The organism is Streptosporangium sp. H16 (genome assembly GCF_051918855.1).
GTDB lineage: Bacteria > Actinomycetota > Actinomycetes > Streptosporangiales > Streptosporangiaceae > Streptosporangium.
In genome coordinates, this window is record NZ_JBPXMD010000015.1 from 103,601 (window position 1) to 116,519 (window position 12,919).

General features: G+C 69.3%; 14 protein-coding genes. 3 read left to right on the forward strand and 11 right to left on the reverse strand.

Going from position 1 to position 12,919, the window contains the following annotated elements; all coding sequences use genetic code 11:
- Nucleotide 1: 1 nt before the first annotated feature.
- From ACTOQ2_RS24665 to ACTOQ2_RS24695, 7 genes are all read right to left on the reverse strand, one after another.
- Nucleotides 2-955, reverse strand: coding sequence for an enediyne biosynthesis protein UnbU (locus tag ACTOQ2_RS24665; protein ID WP_440102546.1), 954 nt, complete (start codon nt 953-955; stop codon nt 2-4).
- A complete protein-coding gene (locus tag ACTOQ2_RS24670) occupies nt 952-2,868 on the reverse strand; it encodes a CRTAC1 family protein (RefSeq protein ID WP_440102548.1) in 1,917 nt (638 codons plus the stop codon). The genes ACTOQ2_RS24665 and ACTOQ2_RS24670 overlap by 4 nt, the downstream gene beginning before the upstream one ends.
- Complete coding sequence (locus tag ACTOQ2_RS24675) at nt 2,865-3,845, reverse strand: DUF1702 family protein (protein ID WP_440102550.1); 981 nt, start codon at nt 3,843-3,845, stop codon at nt 2,865-2,867. Before ACTOQ2_RS24675 ends, ACTOQ2_RS24670 begins: the two co-directional genes overlap by 4 nt.
- Before the next feature lie 301 nt (nt 3,846-4,146).
- Entirely contained in the window at nt 4,147-4,608 is a 462-nt protein-coding gene (locus ACTOQ2_RS24680; RefSeq protein ID WP_440102552.1) for an SRPBCC domain-containing protein, read from the reverse strand.
- A 52-nt stretch (nt 4,609-4,660) separates the two neighbouring features.
- On the reverse strand, nt 4,661-4,999 hold the full coding sequence (locus tag ACTOQ2_RS24685) for an ArsR/SmtB family transcription factor (RefSeq protein WP_440102554.1): 339 nt from the start codon (nt 4,997-4,999) through the stop codon (nt 4,661-4,663).
- A gap of 228 nt (nt 5,000-5,227) precedes the next feature.
- The gene (locus ACTOQ2_RS24690) at nt 5,228-5,956 is read right to left on the reverse strand and encodes an ArsR/SmtB family transcription factor (RefSeq protein WP_440072827.1); all 729 of its coding nucleotides are present in this window, start codon (nt 5,954-5,956) and stop codon (nt 5,228-5,230) included.
- A gap of 58 nt (nt 5,957-6,014) precedes the next feature.
- Nucleotides 6,015-7,181 (reverse strand): NAD(P)/FAD-dependent oxidoreductase, encoded by a 1,167-nt coding sequence (locus tag ACTOQ2_RS24695; RefSeq protein ID WP_440102556.1) that lies wholly within the window; start codon nt 7,179-7,181, stop codon nt 6,015-6,017.
- 219 nt (nt 7,182-7,400) lie between these two features.
- Here ACTOQ2_RS24695 and ACTOQ2_RS24700 point away from each other — a divergent pair, with 219 nt between their 5' ends.
- Complete coding sequence (locus tag ACTOQ2_RS24700) at nt 7,401-8,066, forward strand: ArsR/SmtB family transcription factor (protein WP_440102558.1); 666 nt, start codon at nt 7,401-7,403, stop codon at nt 8,064-8,066.
- Nucleotides 8,063-8,356: a sulfurtransferase TusA family protein gene (locus ACTOQ2_RS24705; RefSeq protein ID WP_440102560.1), complete on the forward strand. Its 294-nt coding sequence runs from the start codon at nt 8,063-8,065 to the stop codon at nt 8,354-8,356. Before ACTOQ2_RS24700 ends, ACTOQ2_RS24705 begins: the two co-directional genes overlap by 4 nt.
- Before the next feature lie 39 nt (nt 8,357-8,395).
- Here the strand turns inward: ACTOQ2_RS24705 and ACTOQ2_RS24710 are convergent, their stop codons facing one another.
- The 4 genes from ACTOQ2_RS24710 to ACTOQ2_RS24725 all read right to left on the reverse strand — a co-directional run bounded on the left by ACTOQ2_RS24710 (nt 8,396) and on the right by ACTOQ2_RS24725 (nt 12,209).
- Nucleotides 8,396-9,625: an RNA polymerase sigma factor gene (locus ACTOQ2_RS24710; protein WP_440102561.1), complete on the reverse strand. Its 1,230-nt coding sequence runs from the start codon at nt 9,623-9,625 to the stop codon at nt 8,396-8,398.
- On the reverse strand, nt 9,622-9,966 hold the full coding sequence (locus tag ACTOQ2_RS24715) for a YciI family protein (RefSeq protein WP_440102563.1): 345 nt from the start codon (nt 9,964-9,966) through the stop codon (nt 9,622-9,624). The genes ACTOQ2_RS24710 and ACTOQ2_RS24715 overlap by 4 nt, the downstream gene beginning before the upstream one ends.
- Nucleotides 9,967-10,335: 369 nt before the next feature.
- Nucleotides 10,336-11,001, reverse strand: coding sequence for a class I SAM-dependent methyltransferase (locus tag ACTOQ2_RS24720; RefSeq protein ID WP_440102565.1), 666 nt, complete (start codon nt 10,999-11,001; stop codon nt 10,336-10,338).
- An 8-nt stretch (nt 11,002-11,009) separates the two neighbouring features.
- Nucleotides 11,010-12,209 carry a cytochrome P450 gene (locus ACTOQ2_RS24725; RefSeq protein WP_440102567.1) on the reverse strand — a complete coding sequence of 400 codons (1,200 nt, stop codon included), beginning with the start codon at nt 12,207-12,209 and terminating at the stop codon, nt 11,010-11,012.
- Nucleotides 12,210-12,272: 63 nt separating this feature from the next.
- Between ACTOQ2_RS24725 and ACTOQ2_RS24730 the strand changes: the two genes are divergently transcribed.
- Nucleotides 12,273-12,899, forward strand: a complete 627-nt coding sequence (locus ACTOQ2_RS24730; protein ID WP_440102569.1) for a TetR/AcrR family transcriptional regulator — start codon at nt 12,273-12,275, stop codon at nt 12,897-12,899.
- Nucleotides 12,900-12,919 lie beyond the last annotated feature (20 nt).

A 12,919-nucleotide genomic window follows, 5' to 3' on the forward strand; every position in this document is an offset into this window, starting at 1 on the left:
ATCACGTCCTGTTCGCGGCGTGCCCGGAGGTGAGGCCGGACACGGAGAGTTCGGGTGCGCCCTGCTGGGCTGGGGCGGGTGCCTCCCCGGTGGCACGCCGGCGCAAGGAGACGACGGCGAGCGCGGCGCCGCGGACGACGCAGGTGATGACCAGGGCGAAGAAGAGGCCGAAGACGATGTGGAAGTGCATCAGCAGGGCGTAGACGCAGGCGGCGCCGAGGCCGAACAGGACCTGGCGGCTGGGTTTGACGGGGGTGGTGCCGGGGTCGGTGATCATGTAGTTGGTGAAGAGCACGAACGCGGTTCCCGTCATCACCGTCAAAGCGGTCACCGTGGCGGTTCCGTCGATCATCGTGCGGATCACGGCTTGGGCCGCGAATCCTCCCACCCAGCCCAGGATCAGCGGCATCTTCTTGGTGAGCATGGCGTTGAGCATCGTCCCCGCCGCGAGGATGGCCGCTGGGATGATCCAGTCCAGGGGGCCGCTCACCCATTCGGTGAAGTGGTAGGGCGGCGCGATTCCCACCCACGGAAACAGCAGCAGCACCATGACGATGCCGGTGTTGGAGGGGTTGAGCACGTGCCTGAGCTTGCCGTTGAGCCGCACGCGGATCAGGTACTTCGAGGCGATGGACACGACGACGGCGAAGATCACGGGTTCGAGGCGGTCGTTGGCGTACAGCAGCATGGCGCAGGCCAGGGCGCTGATGTGGGCGGGCAGCAGGAAGTTGACAAGGGGTATCCAGCCGCCGGCGTATTTGACGGGCCTGCCGTTGGCCGTCGCGTCGATCCGCTCCAGGCCGAGTTCCATGGCGTAGGCGACGAGAATCGCGGTGAGTGGCGTGGCGTAGGCCTGCTCGAATCCCAGGAAGGCGTGGCCGAGCACGTTGAAGACGGTGATCGACAGGGCGAACCGGCGCAGTGCGGTGGTGCGGGGGTCTGGGGTGCGTGTCATCGGGTGATCTCCCGTGCCGTGCCGTCGGTTCCGAGCAGTACGGTGTGCCAGCCCGGGGTGAGGGTGAGGTCGGTGCTGTGGCGGACGCCGCAGGCGTCGCGCCAGGCGACGGTCACCTTCGCCGGGGTCGCGGCGGCGCCGAGCGCGAAGAGCAGCTCGGGTGAGGAGACGCCTCCGTGACCGTTGGCGGGGTGGACCTGGCCGGTTCTGGTGCCGGCGGCGCCGGAGCGCACGAGCGCGGTGGCTCCGATCGCGGGCGTGGCGGCCGAGGTGGCGGGGCCGCCGCACGCGGTCGCGGGCCGCAGGAGCTGCAGTCCCAGGAAGGGGCGCTGGGTGGTTCGGGTGTTGCGGTAGAAGTAGGACTGCCGCCACTGGTTGGCCACCGCGAAGTCGAGGCGACCGTCGTGGTCGACGTCGGCCAGTGCCATGCCCCGGGTCGGCCCGGGGTTGTCGATGCCCAGCTGGGCGGCGATGTCCTGGAAGCGGCCGTTGGAGTCTCGGACGAAGAACCGGTCGGGATCGTCGCCGGAGACGTCGTCTCCGGGGCCGAACTCGGGCCAGGCTCCGGGGTGGACGAGGAGTTCGTCGTTTGTCATCGCCAGCTCCTGCAGTTCGGGCCAGCGGTTGGTGGTGCCCTTCAAAAAGCCGGTGGCCTGGAGGATCTGGGTTTGGCCGTCACCGGAGAAGTCGCCTGCCTTGATGTCCCAGCCCCACCCGGCTCGTGACAGTCCCAGTGGTTCGCTGTGATCGTCGTAGTAGGCGGTTCCGTCGTCGTCCAGCACGTTCTTACGCGCGCTGATCCAGGCGAAGTTGCTTTCCAGGAGCGCGAACTCCTCGGTGATGTTGCTGACGACCATGTCGGGCACGTCGTCTCGGTTGAGGTCGGTGAAGGTGACGCCCATGCCCTTGAAGGAGTCGCGTCCCAGCGCCTTGGACTTGGGGGTGGTGAGGTGGCGGATCCCGTCCATCAGCTGGAAGCGGGGGTTGCCGGGGGTGGAGATGTTGCGCAGCAGCCGGTCGGGGCCGAAGTCGTTGGCCACGTACAGGTCGGCCAGGCCGTCGGCGTTCAGGTCCTGGGCGCCCAGCGCGAGCGTCCAGCCGTTGGCCATCTCCGCCGACAGCGCACCGGCCGCCTCGGCGAACCGCGCCTGTGGGGTGGTTCCTCCCCGGGCGCCCTGGAAGAGCAGCACGCGGTTGCGGCCCGCGTTGTAGCCGGCCGACATCGAGTCCTGCATCTGCAGCTCGGGTTGCCGCGCCGTGGGATCGAGGACGCGGGCGCCGTCGGGGAAGTAGTTGCCCACGACGATGTCGGTGTGGCCGTCGCCGTCGAAATCGGCCAGGGACACCGCGTTGGTGTTCCAGACCTGATACGGCTGGACGAGTTCCTGCGGGGCGAAGGCGGCGGAGGTCATCGGGTCGGCCTTCCTCAGGAAGAGGATGGGCGAGCGGCCCCAGTGGTAGACGAGTGCGTCCATCCGGCCGTCCTCGTTGTAGTCGCCGGGGACGCACCCCATCGGCGCCATGGTCGCGTTGTAGGCCAGACCGGTCGGCGCGAGTGTCACGGGGGCGTAGCGGCTCCCGGTGCCCGGGGCGGGAAGGAGCGTGACGGAGTCGTCGCGGGGGTCCACCAGGCAGGTGTCGTCGGCTCGTCCGTTCGCGTCCAGGTCGGCCAGCGCGACGGCGGCGCCGACCGAGGAGATCCAGTGTCTGATCTTGTCGTAGGCGGGGGCCACGGCGCGTATGTCGCGCTTGGTGGTGGCGGTGTTCAGGGGCAGTTTCTGGAAGGCGAACACCGGGGCCGGCGACGTGGCCGTCGCGGGCGCGGCGTCGGGAAGCCGCGCGAAGTGCCAGCTCGCGACGGTCAGGAGCAGTGCGCACAGCTGAGCCGCGCGGACTTTGATTCGGCCTCTCATGTGGTGACTCCCCCTGTGTGCATGGCCCAGGCGCGGCGGATGCCGGCGCGCCAGTCCTGGTAGGCCCGTGGTGTGTGGTCGTGGCCGTCGACGGCGCGAAGTGAGGCGTCGGTCCATTCGGCGGCGGCTTCGGGTTCGGCGCCGGTCAAGATCCTCGCCGCGCTCCTCACCTGCGGGGGCATGACGCCGGACAGGCAGTGCGCCTTGGCGGCGAACGCCGAGCCCTGGGCGAGGTGGTCGTGGAAGCCGATCGACGATGTGAGGAGGTTCTCCAGGACGTCCGGTGGTTGCGCGCCGGTGTAGGTGGCCGCCAGGCCGATGCCGGCCCACAGGTCGGGCCGGCGGCCGGGTGCGAAGGTGGTGATGACATCGCGGATGCGGGCCGGGTCGGCTCCGGCGTAGAACCACAGGGCCCGTCCGGCGCCCTGGTCGCGGACGGGTCTGCTCCCCGCTCTGGCGGCTCGTTCGAGATGGCCGGCGAAGACCTGGGCCGGCCGGAAGAACGCCTGGTGGAAGCCCCATCCGTCCCACGCGAGCCAGTGCAGCGGTGACCGGCCGAAGCGGATGCCCGTCCACGGGCGCAGGCGCATCCGCGCGAACGCCCATCCCGCCCCGACATGGATCAGGTGCGTGTAGCGCTGCTCGCTTCCCCGCTCCAGGGCGGCCAGTCTGCGCCCTCTCGTGCCGGTCAGCAGGTCCAGCAGGGTCGTGCTCATGGCGGCGCCTTCGTAGGCGAAGCCTCGCAGCGCGGGGCTGAGCGTTTCGAAGGTGAGTTCGCGGGGCTCGTGCTCGAGCGCCGCGTTGTAGCCGGCGGCGAAGCTGCGCACCACGCCGTCGAGGACCGGCTGCACCGGAGGTGACGCGGGTGAGAAGCCTCGCCGCACAAGGTCGAGATCATTTGGATCAAGAGTGAGCGGCCGGCGAAAAAGTGATCTTAAAAATGAGCCCGAGATTGCCATCGTCCAACCCCATTGCATTCGATGGAGGCCTGAAAGGCAATCAATAACATTCGGCGTAAATTGTCAACAGAAATCATGGCGCAAGACGCGTGGTTACGAAGAGAATTCCCCAAGGATCTATTGAATAATACGCGGTAATCAATTGAATACTGTCCGGATGCACACACGGGCAGCATTCATGGCGAAATGATCGGGGGTACGGCGAACGTACGGTGAAAAGCGCGGGCGATATTCCGGCGGCCCTCACGGGGACGGCGGACGAACTCAGCGGATCACGGGCCGGCCGCGTTCACCTGCGATAAACGCTTCGCGGTGGAGGTCAGGCGGAGAAGGTGGACTCGAAGCGCCCCAGGATCATCGGCCAGCCCGACTGGTGCGCCAGGTAGTAGTCCATGAGCAGCGGGGTGAGGTTCTCCCAGCCCTTGTGAATCATTTCCACGCGAGTCAGGGCGGGGCCGAGAGGCTTGAAGCGCAACTCCACCTCGGTGAAGGCGGGCCCCTGGATCACTTCCCAGGTGAATGTCACGAGCTGGGGCGGCTCCCAGCGCAGGACATGACCCCAATCGCGCTCCTGGCCGTCGTTCAGCACCTCGTAGATGCGGCCGCCCACGTGCTCTTCCACGCAGACGTCACGGACTTTCCCGGGCTCGATCGCGAAACTCTCGATGGGCCACCACGTCGCCAGCTGCCTGGTGAAGGTGCCGAAGGTGCGGGCCTGGTCAGCCTCGACGGTGACGGCATGACGGATCGGCTCCACTCCGGTTCCAATCAAGCTACTCATCGGCATGACCTCAGCAGACGCGGGAACAACCTTGGCCAGTCTGCCAGATCTCTCAGCTGACCGCCGACTCATCGTGCGCTATGCCCTCCATACCCTCAACGGTGTCTCGAGCTTTCATCAGGCTCTGCTGCCACAGCGATTCGACGACCTCGCGAAGCTCGGTCAGGGCCTCCTCGCTGGCGCGGTAGATCCGCCGGGTCCCGTCGCGACGTTCGAGGATGAGCCCGGCGTCCTTGAGAACCTGCAGGTGCTGGGAGACCGCTGATCGAGTGACGTCGAAGTGCTCGGCGATTCGGCCGGCGGGCAACTCCTGCGTCGCCACCAGGCGCAGGATCGCCCGCCGGCGCGGCTCGGCGATGGCCCGCAGCACGTCGTCCAGATCCCCGCTCATGACATCGATCCTAGCCAGTGAGCGAAGGAGAACCCGCGTGCGGCGCCGGAGCGGCGCCGAGCGCGGAGTCCGACGTTGTCCGGAGATGACGATCCGCTGCCCCGCGAGGGTCGCATTGGCCCACCTCACACCCGCCACCCGTGGCGTTATCGCTTTTGTAGCGATTTTTCCGAGCGTATGCCGCTCCTTTCGTCAGCGTCAATCATCAAAACCGGTCAGTGTCCCTGCTCAAGAGCCCGGGGCCGCGATATGGGCGAACTGACGTGGCCGCAGGGGAACCACGTGATTTCGAACGGCTCGGATTCCCGATTCCAGCGGAAGGCGGTGTAGACGCCATTCGAGCATGCCCTCCTCCAGATGACGCGCGCAGCGACCATGGGCTTTGAGAAGCCAGACCGCCTCCCGGGACAGGAAACAGTGGGCGCTTCGGCAATAGGTGATCACCTCACTCCCCACCGGAACCTCACCGAGTCTGGCCCGGAGTTCCTCCAGCGGGATCGAGACGGCTCCGGGGATGTGCGCGGAGACGTACTCCACCGCGGGGCGAACGTCGATGAGTATGGTCTTGCCGTCGCGGACCCGGCGCAGGAGTTCCTCGCGGGTGACGGTGCCCGCGGCCTGGACGGCTCCGGTCTGGCCGGTGCCCGCCGGCTCGTCGGGCAGGCGATGCCGGGAGACCTGGCGCAGGCTGGCGTACAGCGAGGCGACGTCGTCGCCCGCGAGCCGGTAGTAGATGCGGGTGCCTTCCCTCCGACTGGACACGAGCCCGGCGTCACGGAGCACCTTGAGCTGGGCGGAGGTGTTACCGATGGGGACGTTCGCGGCGGCGGCCAGATCCTCGACGTTGCGTTCGGCCTGAGAGAGCAGGTCGAGCAGGTGCAGTCGGATGGGGTTGGCCATGGCCTTGGCGACACGGGCGAACTCGGCGAGCACCACTGTCACCTTGTCGGTGGGCATTTTCTACCACTCCTTTCACATGGGACCGAAACGAGCACAAGGAGCGCATGGAGCGTGGCTAGGCGTTCCAGCGTTTGATCCAGTCGGTTTCCTGGTCGGCCTTCTCCTGGTGGAAGCGGGCGGAGGGCTCAAGAAGCGTCACCATCGGCGACGGCGCCTCCAGGAAGTTCCCCTCTCCCTTGGCCGCCACGTGGTCTCCCAGTTCGATGTAGCAGGAACCGAATCCGGTGAACCACGGCGTGGGGGCCTCATAGCCGAGATGGCGGGCCACTCCGAAGGCGACCACGTCGGCCTCTCCTTCGGCGAACACCGCCGCCTTGGGCAGCGGCTTGCCGTTGGGCAGGGTCAGCAGGGTCACGTCACCGATCGCCCATACACCCTCGTGATCGGTGGTCAGGGTGCGCGCGTCGACGGGAATCCAGCCGGAGGTTCCCAGCCCCGGGCCGACCACCGCAGCGGGTGGCCGGTGCGGCGGAACGACGGCCAGCAGGTCGTAGTCCTCCTGGCTGCCGTCGGTGAAGACCAGCCGCCGGTTCTCCCCCTCCACGCGTTCGAGGCCGCGCTGGGGCAGAAAACCGATGTCGTACCGGCTCAGCATGCCGACCAGCGCCTGCCCGACCACGGGCCCCGCGACCGGCATGGGTAGCGGGTCGGGGGTGAGGGTGTCGACACGCACGTGCTCGCGCGCCCCGGTCTCCCGCAGGAGATCCGCGGCCAGGAGGGCGGCCTCGAAGGGGGCGGCGGGACATTTGAAGGGAAGGCCGGCGATCAGCACCGCCAGGCGGCCCTGACGCAGGTCCAGCAACCCCTGATGCAGCGAGCGCGCGCCATGCGTCGTGTAGAACTCTTCGGCCTGCCCCGCCTCGATCGCCTCGGCCAGTCCCGGAACGCTCCTGGGGGCCAGGTCGGCCCCCAGTGCGATCACCAGTGCGTCGTAGCGGATCTCGCCCGCCTCGGTGAGGACCCGCCGCTGTTGCGGTTCGATGGCTTCGACGGTGGTGGTGACCATCTCGACGCCGGGCAGGGCGGCGGGTGTCGGCCGAACCCGCACGTTCTCGGGGGTGCGCCAGCCACGCATCACCCATAACAGGGACAGTCCCAGGGTCGCGTCGAAGGACCGATCCAGGAGGAGGATCCGGTCCTTCTCGGGAAGTTGCTCGCGAAGCCGGCTCGCGACGCTCAGCCCGCCGACGCCGGCTCCGAGGACCACAACAGTCTTTGACATGGTGCAGGGCTCCCACCGAACTCGAGATCGATCACTGTGTCGAGGCGGATGCACGGGTGTACATGAGCGTCGTGCTCGCCTGTCCCGCCGCACCGGTGTACGGAACCGGCGCAAATCTTGCTGTCAAGCCCTTGACATGGCGGAAAACGGCGACACGCGCCCGATAGATCGCTATAATCCTCCATGCATCCATTAATCCATTGCTCCATGGAGGATTATATGGTCGGAGACGCGGCTCGAAAAGCCTCCCTGTTTGACCAAATTGCCCGAGTTGGCAAAGCCCTAGGTCACGGCAAGCGGCTGGAGTTGCTCGACCTGCTCGCTCAAGGAGAGCGAAGTGTGGAAGCGCTGGCCCAGACCGCCGGTCTGGGCATGACGAGCACCTCGGCGCACCTGCAGGCTCTCAAGCAGGGCGGCCTCGTCGTGACCCGCAGGGACGGCGTCCGGGTGATGTATCGCCTGTCGGGCGAGGACGTCACCGACCTGTACGCCCGCCTGCGCACCGTGGCGGCCACCCACCTCGCGGACGTCCAGGCCGCCGTCACGGCCTACCTCGGCGAGCACACCGAGGAGGTCACCCGCGATGAGCTGCTGCAACGCGCGGCCTCCGGCCAGATCACGGTACTGGACGTCCGCCCGCGTGAGGAGTTCGAGGCCGGGCACATTCCCGGAGCGGTCTGCATCCCCATCGGCGAGCTCCCCGACCGGTTGAACGAACTCCCGGCCGACACGGAGGTCGTCGCCTACTGCCGGGGGGCCTACTGTGTGTTCGCACCCGAGGCGGTCCGCCTCCTGACCAGCCACGGCATGGAGGCCAAGCGGCTGTCGGAGGGCATCCTCGAATGGCAGGTGGCCGGACTGCCCCTGGAGAAGGGATCCTCGTGAGAGCCGGGCCGCCGGACCCGGAGTCACCGGCCGTGGTGGTGGACGGCGGTGACCGCTCCTGCGTGATGCTGCTCCTGGAGCTTCGGCGGCACACCGACACGCTGCCTGCGCACAGCCTCATCCATCTGATCACCCCGGATCCGGCCGCCCCCGTCGACCTGGCGGCCTGGTGTCATCTGACCGGGCACTCCTACCTCGGCCCGGTGCCCGCCGACCGGCCCACCTACGCCCTGCGGGTGAGCCCGGCGTCGCGGCGCACCGCGCCGCGGGCGCCCTGGCATCTGGTGTGAGCCGCGCCGCGCCACTGCCCGCGTTCCGGCGGTGACGGGCTACGGGCACACCATGAAGAGATCCGGCTGCGCCTCGGCCAGCCGCTCCCGCAGCAGAGCCTGCTGCGCCGGATTGGCGGTCAGGCCGAGCGCCCGGCGGTCGGCGGCCGTCGCCTGCTCGAATCGGCCCAGGGCTCGCAACACCTCCGCCAGCGTCGCGTGATAGAGCGCGTAGCGATCCAGCGCCTCCCCCAATCCCTCCAGCTCCGCCATGGCGGCGCCCGGCCCCTCGGCGTGATGGAGGGCGACGGCGCGATGCAGACGGGCCACCGGCGAGGGCGTCAGGTGCAGCAGCATGTCGTACAGGACGGCGATCTGCGCCCAGTCGGTGTCCTCCCAGCGTCGCGCCTCCGCGTGGCAGGTGACGATCGCGGCCTGCAGCTGGTACGGGCCGGGCCGCCGGTGCCGCCGGGCCGCCCGGGTCAGCGACGCGATCGCCTCACCGATGGCGGTGTGGTTCCACAGCGAGCGGTCCTGATCGCGCAGCAGCACCAGCGCGCCCTTCGGATCGAACCGGGCCGCCGCCCGCGCCCGGTGCAATCGGATCAGCGCGAGAAGGCCGACGGCCTCTGGCTCGGCCGGCATCAGGGCGGCCAGCAGCGCCGCGAGCCATTCGGCGTCGTCGACCAGGTCACGCGAGTGCGACCGCTCCCCGCAACTGGACAGGTACCCCTCGTTGAACAACAGGTAGACGACGGCCAGCACCTCACCCAGACGCGCCGGCAGTTCGTCGGCGGCGGGAACACGGTAGGGGATGCCGGCGCCGGCGATCTTCTTCTTCGCCCGGGTCAGCCGCTGGGCCACGGTGGACTCGGGCACGACGAAGGCCGCGGCGATCTGGGCTGTGGTCAGGCCGCACACCACGCGCAGGGTCAGGGCGATCTGCGCCTGCCTGGACAGGGCCGGATGACAGCAGGTGAAGACCAGCCTGAGCCGGTCGCCCGGAGCGGGCTGGACGGGCCACCGCACTTGGGTCAGCTTGTCGCGGTAGTTCGCCTCGCGGCGCAGCACGTCAAGACCCCGCCGGCGGGCCACCGTGAACAACCACGCGTCCGGCCGCTCGGGGATGCCCTCCACCGGCCAGCGCCGCAACGCCGTCTCGACCGCGTCCTGAACCAGGTCCTCGGCCGCGGAGAAGTCACCGAGCAGGGACACCAGGGACGCGGCGAGCCGGCCCGCGTGCTCACGCACCACGCGGGCCAGCGCACCGTGTGCCGGCTCGGCCGTCATGAGGCCGGGCGTACCTCCACGACCGGGCAGGCCGGCCATGACCTCGCCATCCGCAACGCCTCGTCCAGGTCGGGAAGCTCCGCCTCGACGTAGCCGCTGACGACCTCCTTGCCCTCGACGAAGGGACCGTCGGTGATGACGGGCTCGCCCGCGCCCGCCGCCAGTCGTACCGTGGTCGCCGCCGCCGCGGGATGCAGCTGGGTGCTGTGGGTGATCTGGTCGGCGTGCTCGGCGAACCAGCGGCCGACCTTCTCGAACGCCGAGTCGCGTTCGGCCTGGTCCTTGGCGTCCCAGTCCTTGCGGTACTGCTCGGTCTCTATGAACATCAACACGTACTTCACGTGTGCCACCTCCTACCGTTCAGACGAACGGCCGCGGACCGGATACGACACCTGCCCCGGCGAACTTGCCCCAGGTGAGACGGCCCGCCGCACGTCGGCGGCCTGCCGTCGGCCGCCGCACCGCAAGATATCGACCGGCGAGGCGGCGCCGGGGCAACTCGCCGACACGACACTCGCCGCTGGGCGACCTTGTCACCCGACGGGCGAAATTCCGGGGCGACGGCCTGCCAGGCCTGGTGGTTTCGGATCGGCTCACGCGAAGCGACGGCCGTGACATTTCCCCGCTTTGGCGGCGGGCGGCGTTCTTCGCGCGGCGGGCCCGTACGCCCCCGGGTTCCCCATCGGGCCGGCGCCGGCGCACAGCCGGCTTCAGTGATCGCGGGGCGGGCGCGAGGCCGTTCCCCGGATGTGGAAGGAGACCGGTGTGCGGGCATCGGGGAGCAGGAAACGCTCCAGGCGGTCGATGGTGAACCCGCTCTCCCTGATCGCCGCGGCACTGTCGCGGCCGGTGTGACATCCCCCGGCCAGGTATGGCCACACGGTGGTGTCCAGCAGTCGCTGCCACCGGACCAGGCCCGGGGTGTCGGCACGTACGTGCTCGAGGAAACGGAGCTGGCCTCCCGGCTTGAGCACCCGGAGCATCTCTTTCAAGGCCGCGCCGGGATCGGGCAGCGAACACAACACCAGCGAGACCACCGCGGCGTCGAAGCTCTCGTCGGCGGCGGGCAGCCGCTCGGCCAGGCCGGCGGTGACGTCAACGGGAACGGGTGCCGCTTTGGCGGCATGCCGGGCGATCGCGCGCAGCCGCGGTTCGGGCTCGATCGCGACCACGCGCGCGACGGTCGCCGGGTAGTGCGCGAAGTTCAGCCCGTTGCCTGCGCCCACCTCGATCACTCGGCCGGCCAGCCCGGCCAGTAACCTCTGGCGGTGTTCGGCCATGCCGCGGCGTTCCATCACCTGGCTGACGCGGGTGTAGAAGCGCGCGAAGACCGGATGGCCGATCCGCGGCGTGGCCGGGGTGTTCTCCTCGCTCATCCTCCGCCTCACCAGGTGATCGGCAGGTCGACCAGGCCGCCGGTCAGCACAGCGGCGCGAACGGTCAGCTCCTCGATCGGTACGGCCAGTCGCATCGTCGGAAAGCGCGTGATGAGCTGGGAGAACACCGCCCGCAACTCGATGCGGGCCAGCGGGGCGCCGATGCAGTAGCGCGCGCCGTGCCCAAAAGCGAGGTGGGCGGCCCGCCGGGTGACGTCGAAGCGCTCGGGGTCGGCAAAGACGGTCGCGTCATGGTTGGCGGCGTCGATGTCCAGCAGGACCAGTTGCCCGGCGGCGATCGTGACGCCGCCGATCGCCAGGTCGGTGCGGGCATAGCGCGGGATTCCGCCGCCGCCCGCGCTCGGGGTTCGCAGGATCTCCTCGACCGCGTCGTCGACCAGGCCCGGGTCCTTCCGCAGAGCCTGCCACTGGTCGGGGTTGGCCAGCAGCAGCAGTGCGCCCATCCCGATCGCCACCACCGTGGTCTCGTGCCCGGCGAACAGCAACGCCATCGACAGCATGGCGGCCTCGTCGTCGTCGACGCCCTCCTTCGCGCACAGGTGTGAGATCACGTCGTCACCGGGCCGGTCGCGCTTGCGCGCCACCAGGTGCCGCCCGTAGGTGAACAGCTCGGCCAGCCCCTGCTCCGAGCGCGTCCGGTCGCGCACGTCGCCGGCGGCCTGGCTCCAGGCGCGAAACCGCGCCCGGTCGGCGTACGGCACGCCCAGCAGCTCGCAGATCACCGCGATCGGCAACGGCAGGGCGAGCGCCTCGTTCAGGTCCACTGGGGGCTCGCGGCGGGCCAGCTCGTCGAGCAGTCCCGCTGTCAGCGCCTCGACACGCGGTCGCAGCGCGCGCATGCGCCCCGCGGAGAAGTGCGGCTGCAGCAGCGACCGCATCCGGACATGATCGGCCCGCTCGCTGTCGTAGTCGCCGTGCGGCCCGCCGAACAGCACCGACTCCCCGCTGCGAGCGGCGTTCGGCGGATCGGGGTGGGCGCGGCCGAGCCGGTCGTCGTCCAGCAGCCGCCGTACCTGCTCGTATCCGGTGACCAGCCACGCGTCGTGGCCCACCTGGGTGCGGACCTCGTGAACGGGCCCTTGGGACTGCAGCTCGCGCATCGACGGCGCTACTTGCAACGGATGTCGCCGCTCGAACGGCAGCTGGATCGGGGACGGCACAACGCTCTCCTCGGAGTCGACGAGCATTTGTATACTCTTGATGAAACAAAGCTACTTGTAGCCTAGTGAGTAAACAACTGGAGTGTGCGAATGACGGCGACAGAGCCCGGCGATCGGCTCGGGGAGCCACCGGCCCCCGACCCGGCGGTACCGGTGCGGCGTATGCGCCGCACCGAGCGCCGCGAGCAGATTCTCACCGCGGCGGCCCGCGCCTTCGCCCGCACCGGGTTCACCGCCACCAGCCTGGACGACGTCGCCGCCGAGGCCGGGATCAGCCGGGTGATCCTGTACCGGCACTTCGAGTCCAAGACCGACATGTACCGAGCCGTGCTGGAGCGCACCTGCACCCGGCTGACACAAAGCGTCGGTGAGGACACCTTCACCGACCAGTCCATCCCGGCGCTGTTACGCGCGGCCGCCGCCGATCCCGACGCCTTTCGGCTGCTGTTTCGCCACGCGGCCCGTGAGCCGGAGTTTCGCGACCTGACCGACGCCCTGAGCGCGGCCTCCACCGAGATCGCCCATCGCAACCTCGTCCCGCTGATCGGTGAGGGGCCGTGGGCCGCCTGGGCCGCCCGGCTGGTGCCCGCCGTGACCATCGAGGCGGTGATCGCCTGGCTGGAGGCCGGGCAGCCCGACCCCGGCCAGGCCGCGGCTCGCATCGACCAGGCCATCGACGGCGTCATCCAGGCGGCGCGACCTCCTCAGCTGGGCTGAGCGTTCTGTGGGCGTTCTGT